Raw genomic sequence first — 15306 nt, 5'->3', positions numbered from 1 at the left:
CGTCGTTCCCCGCCCGAATCGCGTCGTTCCCCGCCCGAATCGCGTCGTTCCTCATCCGAATCCCTCCGTTCGCCACCCGAACCACGCCCCGCTCGTCCGAAGTAATATGGTTTTAACCGACCGGCGGCCTCAGGCACCGACATGAGCAAATCCACAACGATCGTGCTCGGAACGATCGGCGTCTCGGCGGCCCTGTCCGTACTCATCATCCTCTCGTACGTGCTCGGCTGATGTTCTCGTCCCGGCCGCTCGACGACGACCTCGACGCGGTCCGCGAGGACCACGCGCCGGGATCGCCCGTCCTCGACGTCGACGCCGACTTCGAAACCCTCCCGCCGGCGTCCGCCGAGGACCTCGGACTGTTTGTCGACGGACTCTCGCCCGCCTCCTACCCGGCGGAGTGGCTCCCCGAGGAGGTCCCCGAACTGCTCCGGCGGTACGCCGGCCCGACCTTCACCGTCGGCCTCCCCGGCGACGGGACCGTCGTCCGGACGACCCAGACCGAGCCGCAGACCGTGCTCGTCAAGAAGCGAGCGGAGGGGACGCCGGACGACTTCCTCGCGTTCCTGATCGCCGACCGGCTGGTCCAGATCGGCGTCTCGCCGTCCCCCGGATCGCTCCCGGACGACGTGCCATGGAACGACGCACCCGAGGGGTCCGCCCCTCGGGACCGCCTCCCCGAAAGCTTCCTCCCGTTCTTCGGCGAGCGCTACCGCGACCTCGACGCCGCGATCCGCCGACCCGACCCCGACACCGGCGGCTCGACCACGGGGCACGGCCCGAGCGACGTCTTCCAGGTCGCCGCCGCGCTGTTCGACGCGTGGATGGGGCTGTACACCCGCGACGTCTTCCCGTCGTGGGAGGACCGCCACCCGCGGCTGTTCGACGCGTGGCTCGACGCCGGCGACCGCCTGGAGGGCCGCCTCGGCGACCTCGCCGGAGAGGTCGCCCGCGGCGAGACCGACTTCGCGAGCGCGACCGAGTACGCCTGCTCGGCCGTCCGCCACGGCCTCGACCTCCCCGCGCCGTTCGCCCCGCTCGACACGGCGGCCTACCGCGACCGCGGCGCTCCCTACGCGGTGAAGTGGGCGGAGAAGACGTTCGAATCGATGGCCGACGACGACGCCTGATCTGCTTCCGCTCTTATATTTCGAAGCTGACGTTCCCCTCGCCGTCGAGCTCGATGACGCCCTCGAACAGCTCTCGGAACCGGTCGAGCGTGGCGACCTCGTGGACCTCCTCGGAGAGGTGGAAGATACCGACCGCGTCGTGCTCGTCGAGGAGCGCGAGGATGTCCGCGGCCGCCTCGTACACCGCGTCGTCGTCGGCGTAGTACGCCATCTCGGTGAGCGAGTCGACGGACACCCGTCGCTTCCCCTCGTTCTCGGTGAGGAACCGCTCGACTCGGTCGACGACGCCGTCGAGGTCGTCGGGCGCCGAGACGTAGTACACGTCGTCGCTGGAGCGCCGCGAGTACCCGCGCTCGACGGAGAGCGTGTCGAGGATCGTCGCCTTCGTCTCGTCGACGTCGTAGTACTCAAGCTTCTGTTCGACCTCGCGCGCGGTCGTCCGCGTGGAGACGACGAGGAACGCGTCGGTGTCGGTCTTCAGGAAGTCCGTGTCGATGCGGTCCGTCTCGCCGATGCTCGGGTGAACGAGCAGCAGTCCCGTCCCCCCCGGGATCGTTTCCGGCCCGTTCTCGATGGCGAGCGAGTAGTCCATGGGATCGGAAACCCCCCGACCGACTTAACGATGCGGGCCACGTCGGCCGACCGGTTTTTGACGCTCCCTCGCGTCGAGGTGCACGATGGCCGGTCACGACACCGCGCGCGACGTCTACCGACAGGCGCTGCCGGTGATCCTCGTCAGCCTCGTCGCCGGCCTGTTCGCCGGCACGATCCTCGGCTCCGAGACGATGCGCGCCGGCATCTCGGAGGTCCCCGGCCTCCTCCTCCTGCTCCCGGCGTTCCTCGCGACCCGCGGCGGCGTCTACGGCTCGCTCGGCGCCCGGCTCTCGACCGGGCTCCACCAGGGGCTCATCGAGCCCCGGTTCCGGCTCGACCGGCGGCTCAGGAACGCGATCCTCGCCTCCTTCATCAACGGGATGAGCGTCTCCGTCTTCATCGCCGTGGTCACCTACCTCTGGCTGACGCTCCTCGGGACGGACGGGAACCTCCTCCAGCTGGTCGGGATCATGGTCGTCGCCGGGTTCCTCTCCGCGACGCTCATGATCTCGGTGCTGATCGCCGTCATCTTCGTCGGCTACCGCCGGGGACTCGACCCGGACAACGTGATCGGCCCCGTCGTGACGACGCTCGGCGACGTGTTCGGGGTCTTCTTCCTCCTCGTCGGGATCTACGTCGTGGGGGCCGTGCTGTGACCGGCTCCGATAACGCGGGAGACGGTCCCGCCTCTGATCCGGACGGTCGCTCGGCATCCGGCACGGGGGCGACGATGGCCGACGAGTGGTCGATCCGGCGGATCGTCCGGACGATGATCCCCCTCCTCGCCGCGCTGTCCGTGCTCCAGCTCGTCTCGGGGACTGTCCTGGAGACGTACGAGGCGGTGCTCGTCGACAATCCGGCGCTGCTCGTGTTGGTTCCGGTCCAGATCGGCACGGCCGGCAACCTCGCGTCGATCACCTGCTCGCGGCTCACCACGCAGCTCTACCTCGGGACGTACGAGCTCGATCCGTCGAACCCCGCGCTCAGGGCGAACGCCGGCGCCGTGCTCGCGCTGGCGGGCACCGTCTTCGGCGTCGTCGGCGTCGCCGCCTGGGCCATCGGCGTCGCGCTCGGCGGCACGCTCGGGCTCGGACGGGTGCTGCTCGTCTCGATCGTCTCCGGCATGCTCCTCGCCGTCCTCGTCGTCGTCGCCAGCGTCGCCGCCGTAGAGGCCTCCTACCGGATCGGGCTCAACCCCGACGACACGACCATCCCCGTCGTCACCAACGTCTGCGACATCGCCGGCGTGTTGATCCTCTTCGCCGTCGTCTCGGTCGTCGTGTGAGTTCGGGCGGCGCCGTCGCCGTCCGCGCTCAGAACACGCTGTCCGCGGTCGCGGCGCCGACGACGCTGAACACCGCGCCGACCGAGACCGCCTTGGCCGTCGTCGCCCAGAGCTCCGCTCCCGTCACGCCCTGCTCGATAAGGAAAGTGTCCGGGGCGTCGAACAGCACCGCGAGGACGGCCACGGAGCCGAACGCGACGACCATCAGCGACAGGAACCGAGCCGGGATCCCCGCGATCTCCTGCTCGACGTCGGGGTCGCGGTCGGTGTCGGCCCGGTAGAGCGCGGCGTACCCGATCAGCGCGACGATCCCCGCGGTCAGGGCCCCCTGAACCCAGTGCATGCCGGCGGCGAGCACCCACACCTCCTCGGTGACGACGAACGGCCCCGCGAGGAGGAACCCCCCGACCGCCTGCTGCGCGGAGTCCGCGATCCGGAACTTCGGTCGACGGAGGCTCCGCGGGCGTTTCATACTCCCGTGAGGGACAGCGGCCGATAAAACGGCGACGCTTTTCGGCCGCCCCCTCTCGACGCGCGTCACGGGTCCCCCGTGTCCGAACCCCTCCGAACCGGTTTTCACCCGTCCCCCCGTCGTGCCGCCATGAGCGTTCGCGAGGAGTTCGACGAGTGGGCGGCGTCGGGAAAGGACCGCGGGATGGAGGACAGACACTGGCACACCGCGAAACACGTGCTCGCGCGGATGCCGGTCGAGACGGGCGACGCCGTCCTCGACCTGGGCACCGGCTCCGGCTACGCGCTCCGCGCGCTCCGCGAGCGCGGGATCGGTCGCGGGTACGGGCTCGACGGCGCGCCCGAAATGGTCCGCAACGCCCGGAGCTACACCGACGACGGCGCGGTCGGCTTCCTCGTCGGCGACTTCGACGCGCTCCCCTTCGCCGACGACTCGCTCGACCACGTCTTCTCGATGGAGGCGTTCTACTACGCGAGCGACCCGGGGAACACCCTCCGGGAGATCCGCCGCGTCCTGAAGCCCGGCGGCACCTTCTTCTGCGCGGTGAACTACTTCGCGGAGAGCGAATCGACCCACGCGTGGCAGGAGAACATCGCGATCGAGATGACGCTGTGGAGTCGCGCGGAGTACCGCGAGGCGTTCCGCGACGCCGGGCTGTACGTCGCCGAACAGGACAACGTCCCCGACCGCGAGATCGAGATCCCGGACGCCTCGGCGTTCCCGACCGACGACTGGGACTCCCGCGAGGCGATGGTCGACCGCTACCGCACGTGGGGGACGCTGTTGACGGTCGGCGTCGCACCCTGACTCGTACGGTTATTCGTTATCCATCGGCGTGCCGTGGCGGCTGGTTCGAACCGTCCCGTTTCCGCCGCGGCGAACACGTCTAAAGCCCCGGTCGCTCGGCTATACGTTGTTGACATCGGCTCCGCGGCGACCACCGCCAAAGCCCCAGCCGCTCGTATGTAATCGATTAACTGCAGATCGGCGGTCAACGCCTCCAAAGCCCCAGCCGAGAGGCGGGCGTACGCTCGCTGCGGTCCTCAGTCGCTCGTTCCACTCGCTCCTTCCGGTCCTTACCTCGCCTACGCCCGCCTCTCGGCTGCCCCTTTGAGTCCCACCCCACACAGCAACCGCGGCCTCACCCCTCCCCAGCCTCGTCGCCGGCGCTGGGCGCCGGCTTCCAGAGGCGCTTCGCGCCTCGCTGCCGCGGCCGCCAAAGCCGGCCGCGGACTCCCTCGCACGCGCTCCTCGTGCCCGGCGGGCACTCGGAGGCGCGCGCCGGCCGCCGTCTGTTTGTAAGTATCTACGCTCACCCGCCGATCCCTTTTAAGCGTGCGAACCGTTCGCACGGCTGATACCAGATGGAGCTCCGCTGTGAGGGCTGTGCCGGCTGCTGCGTCGACTGGCGCGCGTTCGCGCCGGACGCCGCCGGCTCCGACCGCGCCGGCGACCGCCCCCCGCTCGACGACGTATACGGGCTGGCCCCGCTCACCCGCGACGAGGTCGCCGCCTTCCTCGACGACGGGCTCGGCGACGCCCTCGTCCCGCGGCTGTTCGAGCCCGCCGAGCGCGACCCGACCGTCTCGATCGACGGCGTCGAGGTGGCCGCCGCCGGCGACCGCCCCGTCTTCGTGGTCGGGCTCCGGAAACCCCCGAAGCCGGTCGCGCCGATCGGGACCGACAAGCCCCGCTGGCTCGACGCCTGCGTCTTCCTCGACCCGACGACGCTCCAGTGCCGGATCCACGACGAGGACCTGTATCCCCGGACCTGCGCGACGTACCCCGGACACAACCTCGAACTCGACGCCGAGACCGAGTGCGAGCGCGTCGAGGCCGCGGGCGGCGGCGACCGCCTCCTCGACGCCGAGCCCCCGAGCGACCTCCCCCCGCCGGCGTTCGGCCCGCAGGCGCTCGGAACCACGGTCTTCGCCTACCCCGATCCGGACGACCTCGACGGCGTGGTCGACCGGATCCGGACCGACTCGCTCACCGCCGACGACCGCGCCCGGTTCGTCGGGGCCGCCGTCGGCTCGCGACCCGGGTCGCTGTCGGTCGACCGCGACCGGATGGCCGAGGCCCGGGCTCACGTCCGCGACGCCGACTCGTGGGCGGGCCGCGCGGTCCGCGAGTGGACGGCCCGGGCCGGGAGCGATGGCGCCGCCGTCGACCTCGACCCCGAGTCCCGCGACCGGCTCGTCAGCGAACTGGAGGACGACGCCGGCGCCCCGGGCACTCCCGGCTGGGAACGGTAGCGGTCCGTTCGTCGCGTCCCCCGGCGCTCTGCCCGGTCGCGCACGCACGCGCGCGTGAGGCTTACCCGTCTGCGGTCCCTCCGATCGGGTATGGCCGAACGGAACCCCGTCGACGATCAGTCTCCCGAGTACGCGCGCGAGGACGTCTCCGTCCTCGTCGTCGGCGCCGGCGCCGCGGGGGCGCGCACCGCCATCGAACTGGCCGAACGCGGGATCGACGACGTGCTCGTCCTCGGGAAGCGCGGCCACGGGGACGCGCACACCACGTGGGCGCGCGGCGGCATCAACGGGGCGCTGGGCACCCACGACCCCAAGGACTCGCCGGCGATCCACGCCGCCGACACCCTTAACGAGGGCCACTTCGTCAACGACCCGGCGAAGGTCGAGACCGTGACCGAGCAGATGCCGGAGCGCCTCCGCGAGCTCGACGAGTGGGGAATGGCGTACTCCCGTACCGACGACGGCGAGATCGACCAGCGCTTCTTCGGCGCGCAGTCGTTCCGCCGGACGGCCTTCGCCGGCGACCACACCGGCGAGTCGCTGCTGAACACCCTCGTCGACCGGGCGCAGGAGCTGTCGGTCCCGTACCGCGAGAACGTGATGATCACGAAGCTCGTCTCCGACGGCGACGCGGTCCACGGCGCCGTCGGCTTCGACATGGACGACGGCGAGTTCGTCCTGTTCAACGCGGGCACCGTCGTCCTCGCCGCCGGCGGCCACGCGGCGATCTACGACCGCCACACCTCCAGAGACGACGAGAACAACGGCGACGGGGCGGCGCTGGCGTACGACGCCGGCGCCTCGCTGCTGGACATGGAGTTCATGCAGTTCCACCCGACCGGGATGGCCGTCGACGAGAGCGACCCCGAGTGGGCGCCGTGGAGCGGCCGCCTCGTCACCGAGGCGGTCCGGGGCGAGGGCGGCCGTCTGTTCAACGCCGACGGCGAGCGATTCATGGAGCGCTACTCCCCCGATCAGATGGAGCTTGACGCCCGCGACGTCGTCGCCAGGGCGATAGCGCGGGAGGTCGCCGAGGGTCGCGGCACCGAGAACGGCGGCGTCTACCTCGACATCTCCCACCGCGACGCCGACTTCATCCGCGAGCGGCTCCCCCGGATGTACGAGCGGTTCGCCGACCTCGGCGTCGACATGGCCGAGGAGGCCGTCGAGGTGGCGCCGACCTCCCACTACGGGATGGGCGGCGTCGCCGTCGACGATCACGGCGAGACCGACGTTGACGGCCTGTTCGCCATCGGCGAGACGATGGCCGGCGTCCACGGCGCGAACCGCCTCGGCGGGAACTCGCTGGCCGAGACCGTCGCGTACGGGGTCGTCGCCGGCGAGCGGATCGCCGACCGCGTCGGCGGCCCGGGCGAGGTACCCGACGACCTCCGAGAGGGCCTCGTAGAGCCCCACCTCCGCGACCTGCACGCGTTGGCGGGTCACGACGGCGAGCACGAGGCCGCGGCGGTGCTCGCCGACCTCCGGGAGCTGATGTGGGACCACGCCGGGATCCTCCGCGACGAGGCGTCGCTCCGCGAGGGCCTCGACCGCCTCGACGCCGTCCGCGATCGCGCCGCCGACATGCGCGTCGGCCCGGTCACGAGCGAGTCGTTCGAACTCGCCGTCGACGTCGGGTTCTCCCTCGTCGCCGCCGAGGCGGTGCTCCGCGGCGCGCTCGAACGCGATGAGTCCCGGGGCGCCCACTACCGCACCGACTACCCCGACACCGACCCGGACTGGCGCCGGAACGTCTACTTCGACGCGGCCGACGTCGGCGGGATGACACTTCGGACGGAGCCGGTCGGCGAGCCGAGCGACGCCGTGCAGGCCGCGCTCGACGAGGGCCACGAACTGGACTACCACCAGTTGGAGTGACGCCGGCGCGGTTCCGAGAACGACGCCCCCGCCGGTAACCCGGTTTATCCGTCCCGATCCGGTTCACCCGCCCCGCTTCCGATACCAGACGCGCTGTCCGACCGCCGACTCGTCGTCGTCGATCGGCAGCCGCTCCACGACCAGGTCCCTGACGGCGACCGTCACGACGAGTTCGATCGGCGAGTCGTCTCCTCCCGTCGCCCCGCCCCCCTCGCCCTCTCCCCCCGACCCGACCGGACGAACCGTGAGGACCGCGTGGCCGTCGCGCTCCCCGATCGACTCGATCACCCCGACCGACCATCGGTCGACGCGGTGCGACGGCTCTCGGGCGTGGACCCGGTCGTGGTTCACCCGGTCCCTCCCGGCCGCCAGACCCCCTGCCGTCGGTCGAGCCACGCGACGACGACCACGTGCGGGAGCGTCATGGCCGCGATGGCGACGAGCGACACGGCGAGCAGGTCGCCCGGGGCGGCGACCCCGGCGGGGACCGAGAGCCCGACCGCGGCGACCACGAGGAACCCGCCGAGCGTGAGGGGGGCGGCGTCGCGCCCGAACCGCGCGAGGGCGCCGTGGAGGTCGCCGTCGCCGACCGCGGCCGCCGCCCGGTCGTCGACGAGGATCAGCCGGCCGACGTGGCGGAGGCCGTGCCAGAGCGCGAAGTACACCCCGATAGCGAACACGGGCGCGGCGAGCAGGAACCACGCCCACAGCGCCCCGACCTCCCCGGCGTCGCGGAGCCAGTCCCGGCGCGAGGCGCCCGCCCGAACGCGTCGGTAGCCCAGCCCGACCGACACCGCCGTCGCGGCCGTCATGAACGCGCCGACGGCCAGTCGCGTCTCCGGGACGAAGACGGGGTCGACCGCGGCGGCCGCCGCGGCCGCGTCGACGACGAACAGCCCGACGATCCACTCGGCGACCAGCCGGTACTCCTCCGGATGCGCGACGAGCGGGACGCCCATCGGGAGCCCCCCGCGGACGACGAGGCTCAGCCAGCGCTCGGCCGCGGTCGGGAGGTGATCGACGTCGGCGACGGTGAGTGCCGCGACGTCGCCCTGCCCCCAGTGGAGCCACGTGAGGGCGATGAACCCGACGAACGCCGCGACCGGCGCGAGGAAGAACGCCGCGACGACCGCCCCCCCGAGGATCGCGTAGGCGACGGAGACGACCGCGACCGACCGCCGGAGCGAGACGTCCGTCGCCGCCCGCAGGGGGACGAGGTGGTCGACCGCGCCGTGGGCCATCCCGACGACCAGCGTCCCCAGCGCGAACGTCGCGACGCCCACCTCCACCGGAAACAGGGGGGTGACGGCGGCGAGCGGCAGCAGCCCCGCGAGCGCCAGCGCGGGATAGAACGCGAACCACCGGTCGACCGCCGACCGGGCGGGGTCGTCGCCCTCGTCCGCCGTCGCTCGACGCCGGGTCGCCGAGCGCGTCGCGGTCTCAGTCATCGACCGGTTCGGCCGGCTCCGGGTCCGGTTCGAGCGCGTCGGCCGCGGTCTCGGTCGGCCGCCCCCGGCGGTCGTTCCAGTCGAGGACCCACTCGAACAGCACGAGCCCGTTCACGGTCATCACGCCGGCCGAGGCGAAGAAGAGCATCTCCTCGATCGGGAGCCCGAGGACGGCGATCCCGGTCGTGAACTCGGTCGAGAGCCGCCACGTCCCCATCGCGATCGCGATCCGGTCGGCGACCCAGAAGTACGCCGCGGGGATCAGCGTCGCCGCGAGCCACATCCGCGGCGTCCGGACCAGGTAGCCGCCGCCGACCGCCCACTGGAGCGCGAAGACGGGGCCGACCCACGCGATCAGCCCGCCGAGGTAGAGGTACGAGGGGTCGAGCGTCACGAGCCAGAGCCCGCCGGCGATCATCGCGACCCCGGCGACGACGCCGGCGATCCGGGGACCACGGTCGAAGTCGCCCTCGCGGAACGTCGGGTCGAACCCGATCAGGTGGAGCGCGAACGCGGTGACGACGGTCTGGATGGTGAAGAAGAGGTACTCGCCGAGCGGGATCGACAGCGCCCGGACGAGCACCGCCCCGTCGGCGTACGACCACGCCCCCCGCCGGATCATGTAGCTGATCCACGGCGTCGTGTAGAGGTACGCGATGGCGACGAGGATCGCGATCCCGGCCGTCGCGCGCCGCCGGCGAACGACGTCGTACCGCGGCGCGAGGTACCACAGCGCCGCGACCACGGGGAGGCTGAAGACGAGGTGGAACTGGAGGTACGTCAGCGTCGGAAGCATCTACTCACCCCGGCGACGGCGATCATGGCTCCATGTTCGCTTTCCCTCTTATTAAGGCCCCGTCCAAACAGTGTGACCGCGTCCGACGATCGTCGAGCTCCCGCTCGGCGGTCATCGAGGCGACGACTCGACCGACAGCACGCCGTGTCCCTCCAGCACCTTCCCGAGCCGGAACATCGAGGCGACGACGGCGTCGCAGGCGGGACGCACCGCGTCCTTCGGCACGAACCCGACCGCGAGCCCGGCGACCTCCAGCATCGGGAGGTCGTTCGCGCCGTCGCCGACCGCGACCGTCTCGCTCATCGGGACGCCGAGGTCACCCGCGAGCTCCGCCAGCGCGTCGTCTTTCGTCCCCTCGATGAGCGGTCCCTCGGCCTCCCCGGTGAGCTTCCCGCCGGCCGTCGGGAGGCGGTTGGCGACGATCGTGTCGGCCTCCGCCCCCGCCTTCGCCAGCGCGCGCTCGACGCCGCGCTCGAACCCGCCCGTGAGCACGGCGACGTAGTGGCCCTCGGCCCGGAGGCGCTCGATCAGCTCTCCGGCCCCCGGCCGGAGCGTCACCGCGTCGAACGCGGCGTCGACGTCGTCCTCGCCGAGTCCCCCGAGCAGCTCCGCCCGCTGATAGAGGCTCTCGGCGTAGCTGAGCTCGTCGTTCATCGCCCGCTCCGTGATCTCGGCCACCGCGTCGGCGACCCCCGCGCGCTCGGCGAGCAGGACCGTCATCTCGGAGTCGGACAGCGTGCCGTCGAAGTCGAACGCGATCAGGCTCATGGGCCCCGTTCGGCGCGGCGGGGTTTTGAAGCACCTGATCGCGCAACGGACGCCGCGGGCCGGTGAGACTTTGACGCCCGCCGCCGTCGCCCACGTATGGACCGAACCGACGCGGACCGCGCCGACGTCGACGTCGACGACCTCCTGAAGGTGATCCTGGGGCTCGCTATCGTGTGGCTTCTCCTGGAGGTCATCGGAGCGGTACTGGACCTGACGTTCGCGCTGATCGACGCGCTCCCGACCCTGATCGTCGTCGTCATCGTCGTGTTAATCGCCTTACGGCTCACCGACCGGATCTGAGGCGTGTTCAGCCTGAACGTCCCGCTCCCGCCTGCGATAGGCGATTTCGCGGCCGATCTCCACCCGAAACTCTCGGGGTTCGACCGCGTGCGCGACCGGCACACCCTCGTCTGCAAGCGTCTCGGGGTCGAGGCCGTCCCGGACCGCGTCGACGGCAACGGGTCGAGTTCCGGGCGCGACGGCGGCGCGCCGAGCCCGCCCAAGCCCGACGCGCTCGCGGCCCTCCGCGAGGACCTCCGCCCCCTGCTGTCGGGGACCGGCCCGTTCGACGCCGCCGCGACCGAGGTCGACGTCTTCGACGCGCCCGCGTCCGGGTCGCGGCCGGTGGTGTACCTCGCCGTCGAGAGCGACGCCCTCGTCCGGCTCCATCACCGGCTCTGTGCGGCTTACGATGCGATCGAGGGGATCGAGGGCGACGACTTCGTCCCGCACGTCACCCTGGCGCGCGGCGGGAACCCCGACCCGGGCGTCGTGGCCGACCTCGTGAACCGGGAGTTCGAGCCGATCCGGTGGCGCGTTCACGCGATGGAGGTGTACGACCCCGAGTTCCGCGAGGTCGCCGCGACGATCGAGTTGTAAATAGCTCCGAACGGATCGGCGGTGAACAACTCCAAAGCCCCAGCCACGAGGCGGGCGCACGCTCGCTGCGCTCCTCACTCGGTCGCTCACTTCGTTCGCTCCCTCGTTGCGGTGCTTGTGTCGCCTGCGCCCGCCTCGTGGCTGCCCCTTTGAGTCCCACCCGACCGCACAGCAACCGCGCCTCACGCCTCCCCAGCCTCGCGGTTCGCGCTCTTCGAGCGCTCACCGCGTCCCTCGCACGCGCTCCTCGCGGCCTACCGGCCGCTCGGAGGCGCGCGCCACCGCTATCAATTTATACATAGCACGTCGCCTACGGCGCTCACTCCTAGTCGCCGTCTTCAGTAGCCGCACCGTCGCGCTCGCCCGGCTCGTCGACCGCGTGGTGCGGCCCGACGGGGCCGTGCGTCGGGCAGACGCCGGCGATGGGGGTCGCGTTGAGACAGCAGGCGCGCTGTTCGCTCGCGATGACGCCCCGCGAGAGGGGCTCGCCGCAGCGCCGGCAGTACGACGCGGTCGCGTCGTCGGTTATCCCTACCGCTCGCGGACGCGCATCGGCACCGGGTGGTCGGGGTGCATCGTCAGCGAGCCGCGCAGCGAGAGCTCCGGCCCCTCGTACTCTAGGTCGTACCGCGAGCAGACCTCCGCGAGGATCAGCTTGGCCTCCAGCAGCGAGAACGCCTTCCCGATGCAGTGGCGGGGGCCGCCGCCGAACGGGAAGAAGGCGAACCGCGGGCGCCCGCTCCGGCGCTCGGGGGCCCACCGGTTCGGGTCGAACGCCTCGGGGTCGTCGTACCAGCGCGGCGACCGGTGGACCACCCACTGCGACAGCATGAGCGCGGCGCCCTCCGGGATCCGGTACCCCCCGACCTTCACGTCGAGCTTCGGCTCGCGGAACAGGGTGTAGACGGGGGGATACAGTCGCATCGACTCGTTGAGCACGCGCTCGGTGAACTCCATGTCGCGGGCGTCGGCGGCGGTCGGGGCGCCGTCGGCGGTCGCCGCCTCGGCCTCCGCCGCCACGCGCTCGCGGGCCTCGGGGTGGTTCGAGAGCAGGTAGAAGGTGTAGGTGAGCGCGAGCGCGGTCGTGTCGTGGCCGGCGAGCAGCATCGTCACCAGCTCGTCGCGGAGGTTCTCGTCGGTCTGCTCGCCGCGGTCGCGGGCGCGCAGCAGGACCGAGAGCAGGTCCATCGGGAGGTCGCCGTCGGCGTCGCCGGCGGGGCCCCGCACCGCGACGCCCTCGGGGCCGGCCGGGTCGGCGGCGGGGTCGCGCTCGGTGCCGCGGCGGCGCTCGACGATCCCGTCGATCACCGATTCGAGGGTGTCGACGGCGGCGTCGAACCGGCGGTTCTCGCGGGTCGGGACCCAGTTCGGGATCAGGAAGCGGCGCGGGTCGGGCTCGAACCGCGCCCCGAGCGGCTCCAGCTCCTCCTGGACCGTCTTCACCTCCTCGTCGGTGATGTCGGCGCCGAACATCGCCGAGACGATGATCTTGACGGTGAGGCGGGCGACCTCCAGCTGGACGTCGACGACGTCGCCGTCGCTCCAGTCCGCGAGCTGCGACTCGGTGTGGTCGACCATCGTCCCCGCGAGCGCCCCGATCCGCCGGTTGTGGAAGGAGGGGTTCGCGAGCTTCCGCTGGCGCTGCCACGTCTCCCCCTCGCTCATGAGGAGGCCGTTCCCGAGCAGGGTGTCCATGGCGTCGTCGCCGAACTGCGGCTTCCGGTAGCGGTCGGCGTCGGCGACCAGGACGCGCTCGACGTCGGCGGGGTTCGTCAGGAGGTAGGTCTCGCGCGGCCCGAGGTCGAAGCGGACGACGTCGCCGTAGCTGTCGGCGCAGGCGCGCATGAACGAGAACGGGTCGTCGGCGTACTGGCGACCGTTGCCGAAGACGGGGTCGCCGATGGGTCCGGGCGGCGTGACGGACATACGAGAGACAGGGTCCGGGCGAGGTTAAACGTTCGGCGGCGGGAGGGAAACGCCGGGAGTCGGACCGCTCGATCGGGCGACCACGGGCCGTCTACTGCCGGGCGTCCAACCGCTCGACGCGGGTGATCAGCTCGTCGACGGCGGCCTCCTGGTCGTCAGTCGCCTCGACGATGCGGTCGGTCGCGTCCTCTGTGCGGTCGGAGCGCTCCCGGACCGCCTCCAGCGATGACGTGAGCTCCTCGACGGTTGCGGCCTGGTCGTCCGTGGTCCGGGCGACCTCGGCGACCCCCGCGGCCGCCTCGTCGACCGCGTCGGCGATCTCCTCCAGCGAGTCGAGCACCGTCTCGATCTCGGTCCCGGCGTCCTCGATGCGGTCGTGCGAGCGCTCGACGGCGGTGCTCGTCTCGTCGGACTGCGCCTGGAGCTCCGCGAGGCTCTCCGTGATCTCCTCGGTGTAACCGCGGGTCTCGTCGGCGAGCTTCTTCACCTCCTCGGCGACGACCGCGAAGCCGTCCCCGCCCTCCCCGGCGCGGGCGGCCTCGATGTTGGCGTTCAGCGCGAGCAGGTTCGTCTGCTCGGCGACGTCGGAGATGACCTCGATGACCTCCTCGATGTCGTCCATGCGCTCCGAGAGCGCGCCCACGCTCTCGACGAGCTCGTCGCCGATCTCGACCACGTCCTCGGTCGCCTCCCGGGCGTCCTCGCTGGCGTCGAGTCCCTCGTCGGCGGCCTCGCTGGCGGCGACCGCGGCCGAGTCGACCTGGTCGGCGGTGGCGGCGACCTCCTCCATGCCGGCCGAGAACGACTGCATCTCGGAGACGCTCTCCTCTAACAGCTCGTTCTGCTCGTCGACGTTCTCGGCGATGTCGGCGGCGGCCCCGCTCGCCTCCTGGACGGTCTCGTCGATCTGGCGCGCCTGCTCGTGGACGCTCTCGGAGAGGTCCTGGAGGTTCTCGGCCATCCCGTTGACGACGCCGATGACGGCCAGCAGCTCCTCGTCGAGGATCTCGCACTCCTCGTGGCAGACGGCGCGGGCGTCGAGGTCGCCCTCCCCGATCTCCTCGGCCGTCTCGCGGATCTCCGAGACCAGCCGCTTCGTCGCGTCGCGCTCGTTGACGTTCTCGGTGCGGTCGATGACGACCTCGGTGACGCCGACGAGCTCGTCGCCGTCGTACAGCGGGGTCGCCGTGAACTCGATGTGCTTCTCGTCGCCGTGGCGGTCCACCATGGTGCTGGTGTCGCGGTAGCGGTCCTCCGCCGAGCCGCAGCGCTCGACCCCGTACACCTCGTCCGCGGTCTCGGGCGCGTCGAGCACCTTGTCGGCGAGGGTGTCGGCCCGGCGGCCGTCGGGGTAGAACAGCTCCGAGACGTGGCCGTGCCCGACGGCGTCCTCGCGCTCGGCGCCCGTGAGCGAGGCGATCGACTCGTTCCACTCGGCGACGTTGCCGTCGGCGTCGAGGATGAACGTCGGCACGCTCGTCGCGTCGAACACCTGCTCGAAGCCGGCGGCCGCGAGCGTCCCGGCGCGGTCGACGCCCTCCTCCTCGGTGATCTCGTACTCCTCGCCGTCGTCCCGCTCTCGCCCCCCGCTGGGCGCTCCGCCGGCGTCGGGGCCGTCGACGACGACGCCCCCGTCCGGGACCGACCGCGAGTTCCGATCCCGTCCGAACACGCTCCGGAGCAGTCCGCGAAGTCCCGTCATAACTACGTGGGATTCCCCCAAGCCTCCGGATAAACCGTTCCCTCCGTTACTCACGTCTGATAATCGCCCGGTCGGAGGGAGAGGAAAGGCGGGCGACCGAACACGTCGTCGCGCCCCCGCGGCGGCTCGCCTCCTCCGGCCCCCGCCCGCAGCGTTCAAACGCGTCGGGCGGC

Annotated in this window: 18 protein-coding genes; 9 read left to right on the top strand and 9 right to left on the bottom strand. The window is 71.7% G+C overall.

The annotated features are described in order from the left end of the window. Nucleotides 1-141: 141 nt before the first annotated feature. Both ACFQMF_RS16305 and ACFQMF_RS11270 read left to right on the top strand, forming a co-directional pair. Nucleotides 142-231: a hypothetical protein gene (locus ACFQMF_RS16305; RefSeq protein ID WP_425492680.1), complete on the top strand. Its 90-nt coding sequence runs from the start codon at nucleotides 142-144 to the stop codon at nucleotides 229-231. Then, complete coding sequence (locus ACFQMF_RS11270) at nucleotides 231-1130, top strand: DUF7089 family protein (RefSeq protein WP_256410137.1); 900 nt, start codon at nucleotides 231-233, stop codon at nucleotides 1128-1130. The genes ACFQMF_RS16305 and ACFQMF_RS11270 overlap by 1 nt, the downstream gene beginning before the upstream one ends. A gap of 13 nt (nucleotides 1131-1143) precedes the next feature. On the opposite strand, the gene ACFQMF_RS11265 is transcribed toward ACFQMF_RS11270, so the two are convergent. Further along, nucleotides 1144-1722: a DUF7090 family protein gene (locus tag ACFQMF_RS11265; RefSeq protein WP_256410138.1), complete on the bottom strand. Its 579-nt coding sequence runs from the start codon at nucleotides 1720-1722 to the stop codon at nucleotides 1144-1146. 85 nt (nucleotides 1723-1807) lie between these two features. Here ACFQMF_RS11265 and ACFQMF_RS11260 point away from each other — a divergent pair, with 85 nt between their 5' ends. Continuing rightward, the gene (locus tag ACFQMF_RS11260) at nucleotides 1808-2380 is read left to right on the top strand and encodes a magnesium transporter (protein ID WP_256410139.1); all 573 of its coding nucleotides are present in this window, start codon (nucleotides 1808-1810) and stop codon (nucleotides 2378-2380) included. Between the two features lie 74 nt (nucleotides 2381-2454). Next, nucleotides 2455-3009: a magnesium transporter gene (locus ACFQMF_RS11255; RefSeq protein WP_256410140.1), complete on the top strand. Its 555-nt coding sequence runs from the start codon at nucleotides 2455-2457 to the stop codon at nucleotides 3007-3009. A 28-nt stretch (nucleotides 3010-3037) separates the two neighbouring features. On the opposite strand, the gene ACFQMF_RS11250 is transcribed toward ACFQMF_RS11255, so the two are convergent. Further along, a complete protein-coding gene (locus ACFQMF_RS11250; protein ID WP_256410141.1) occupies nucleotides 3038-3481 on the bottom strand; it encodes a DUF2391 domain-containing protein in 444 nt (147 codons plus the stop codon). 129 nt (nucleotides 3482-3610) lie between these two features. On the opposite strand from ACFQMF_RS11250, the gene ACFQMF_RS11245 reads away from it, so the two are divergent. The 3 genes from ACFQMF_RS11245 to ACFQMF_RS11235 all read left to right on the top strand — a co-directional run bounded on the left by ACFQMF_RS11245 (nucleotide 3611) and on the right by ACFQMF_RS11235 (nucleotide 7614). Then, nucleotides 3611-4288: a class I SAM-dependent methyltransferase gene (locus tag ACFQMF_RS11245; protein WP_256410142.1), complete on the top strand. Its 678-nt coding sequence runs from the start codon at nucleotides 3611-3613 to the stop codon at nucleotides 4286-4288. Between the two features lie 557 nt (nucleotides 4289-4845). Next, a complete protein-coding gene (locus ACFQMF_RS11240) occupies nucleotides 4846-5736 on the top strand; it encodes a YkgJ family cysteine cluster protein (RefSeq protein WP_256410143.1) in 891 nt (296 codons plus the stop codon). 90 nt (nucleotides 5737-5826) lie between these two features. After that, entirely contained in the window at nucleotides 5827-7614 is a 1788-nt protein-coding gene (locus ACFQMF_RS11235; RefSeq protein WP_256410144.1) for an L-aspartate oxidase, read from the top strand. A 63-nt stretch (nucleotides 7615-7677) separates the two neighbouring features. On the opposite strand, the gene ACFQMF_RS11230 is transcribed toward ACFQMF_RS11235, so the two are convergent. The 4 genes from ACFQMF_RS11230 to serB all read right to left on the bottom strand — a co-directional run bounded on the left by ACFQMF_RS11230 (nucleotide 7678) and on the right by serB (nucleotide 10626). Beyond that, on the bottom strand, nucleotides 7678-7965 hold the full coding sequence (locus tag ACFQMF_RS11230) for a DUF7861 family protein (RefSeq protein WP_256410145.1): 288 nt from the start codon (nucleotides 7963-7965) through the stop codon (nucleotides 7678-7680). Beyond that, complete coding sequence (locus ACFQMF_RS11225) at nucleotides 7962-9062, bottom strand: Brp/Blh family beta-carotene 15,15'-dioxygenase (RefSeq protein ID WP_256410146.1); 1101 nt, start codon at nucleotides 9060-9062, stop codon at nucleotides 7962-7964. Before ACFQMF_RS11225 ends, ACFQMF_RS11230 begins: the two co-directional genes overlap by 4 nt. Beyond that, a complete protein-coding gene (locus tag ACFQMF_RS11220) occupies nucleotides 9055-9858 on the bottom strand; it encodes a lycopene cyclase domain-containing protein (protein WP_256410147.1) in 804 nt (267 codons plus the stop codon). Before ACFQMF_RS11220 ends, ACFQMF_RS11225 begins: the two co-directional genes overlap by 8 nt. Nucleotides 9859-9969: 111 nt before the next feature. Continuing rightward, nucleotides 9970-10626, bottom strand: coding sequence for a phosphoserine phosphatase SerB (gene serB, locus ACFQMF_RS11215; RefSeq protein WP_256410148.1), 657 nt, complete (start codon nucleotides 10624-10626; stop codon nucleotides 9970-9972). Nucleotides 10627-10722: 96 nt separating this feature from the next. On the opposite strand from serB, the gene ACFQMF_RS11210 reads away from it, so the two are divergent. Beyond that, nucleotides 10723-10926 (top strand): DUF7554 family protein, encoded by a 204-nt coding sequence (locus ACFQMF_RS11210; protein ID WP_256410149.1) that lies wholly within the window; start codon nucleotides 10723-10725, stop codon nucleotides 10924-10926. A 3-nt stretch (nucleotides 10927-10929) separates the two neighbouring features. Then, a complete protein-coding gene (locus ACFQMF_RS11205; protein WP_256410150.1) occupies nucleotides 10930-11505 on the top strand; it encodes a 2'-5' RNA ligase family protein in 576 nt (191 codons plus the stop codon). 325 nt (nucleotides 11506-11830) lie between these two features. Here the strand turns inward: ACFQMF_RS11205 and ACFQMF_RS11200 are convergent, their stop codons facing one another. The 3 genes from ACFQMF_RS11200 to ACFQMF_RS11190 form a co-directional block, all read right to left on the bottom strand. Further along, a complete protein-coding gene (locus tag ACFQMF_RS11200) occupies nucleotides 11831-12034 on the bottom strand; it encodes a hypothetical protein (RefSeq protein WP_256410199.1) in 204 nt (67 codons plus the stop codon). A gap of 2 nt (nucleotides 12035-12036) precedes the next feature. Continuing rightward, on the bottom strand, nucleotides 12037-13431 hold the full coding sequence (locus tag ACFQMF_RS11195) for a cytochrome P450 (RefSeq protein WP_256410151.1): 1395 nt from the start codon (nucleotides 13429-13431) through the stop codon (nucleotides 12037-12039). A 91-nt stretch (nucleotides 13432-13522) separates the two neighbouring features. Continuing rightward, the gene (locus ACFQMF_RS11190) at nucleotides 13523-15133 is read right to left on the bottom strand and encodes a methyl-accepting chemotaxis protein (RefSeq protein WP_256410152.1); all 1611 of its coding nucleotides are present in this window, start codon (nucleotides 15131-15133) and stop codon (nucleotides 13523-13525) included. Between the last annotated feature and the right edge of the window lie 173 nt (nucleotides 15134-15306).

Origin of the sequence: Halorubrum rutilum (genome assembly GCF_042665015.1) — an archaeon.
Lineage (GTDB): Archaea > Halobacteriota > Halobacteria > Halobacteriales > Haloferacaceae > Halorubrum > Halorubrum rutilum.
The sequence above is the reverse complement of the archived record's forward strand: the minus strand, read 5'-3'. Positions and strand labels throughout refer to the sequence as shown.

Bases quoted from the DNA above. Each gene is read 5' to 3' on its own strand.
- ACFQMF_RS11245 (WP_256410142.1), top strand. From the start codon at position 3,611: ATGAGCGTTCGCGAGGAGTTCGACGAGTGGGCGGCGTCGGGAAAGGAC.
- ACFQMF_RS11265 (WP_256410138.1), bottom strand. From the start codon at position 1,722: ATGGACTACTCGCTCGCCATCGAGAACGGGCCGGAAACGATCCCGGGG.
- ACFQMF_RS11190 (WP_256410152.1), bottom strand. From the start codon at position 15,133: ATGACGGGACTTCGCGGACTGCTCCGGAGCGTGTTCGGACGGGATCGG.
- ACFQMF_RS11220 (WP_256410147.1), bottom strand. From the start codon at position 9,858: ATGCTTCCGACGCTGACGTACCTCCAGTTCCACCTCGTCTTCAGCCTC.
- ACFQMF_RS11210 (WP_256410149.1), top strand. From the start codon at position 10,723: ATGGACCGAACCGACGCGGACCGCGCCGACGTCGACGTCGACGACCTC.
- ACFQMF_RS11255 (WP_256410140.1), top strand. From the start codon at position 2,455: ATGGCCGACGAGTGGTCGATCCGGCGGATCGTCCGGACGATGATCCCC.
- ACFQMF_RS11240 (WP_256410143.1), top strand. From the start codon at position 4,846: ATGGAGCTCCGCTGTGAGGGCTGTGCCGGCTGCTGCGTCGACTGGCGC.
- ACFQMF_RS11260 (WP_256410139.1), top strand. From the start codon at position 1,808: ATGGCCGGTCACGACACCGCGCGCGACGTCTACCGACAGGCGCTGCCG.
- ACFQMF_RS11270 (WP_256410137.1), top strand. From the start codon at position 231: ATGTTCTCGTCCCGGCCGCTCGACGACGACCTCGACGCGGTCCGCGAG.
- ACFQMF_RS11235 (WP_256410144.1), top strand. From the start codon at position 5,827: ATGGCCGAACGGAACCCCGTCGACGATCAGTCTCCCGAGTACGCGCGC.
- serB (WP_256410148.1), bottom strand. From the start codon at position 10,626: ATGAGCCTGATCGCGTTCGACTTCGACGGCACGCTGTCCGACTCCGAG.
- ACFQMF_RS11195 (WP_256410151.1), bottom strand. From the start codon at position 13,431: ATGTCCGTCACGCCGCCCGGACCCATCGGCGACCCCGTCTTCGGCAAC.
- ACFQMF_RS11250 (WP_256410141.1), bottom strand. From the start codon at position 3,481: ATGAAACGCCCGCGGAGCCTCCGTCGACCGAAGTTCCGGATCGCGGAC.
- ACFQMF_RS16305 (WP_425492680.1), top strand. From the start codon at position 142: ATGAGCAAATCCACAACGATCGTGCTCGGAACGATCGGCGTCTCGGCG.
- ACFQMF_RS11225 (WP_256410146.1), bottom strand. From the start codon at position 9,062: ATGACTGAGACCGCGACGCGCTCGGCGACCCGGCGTCGAGCGACGGCG.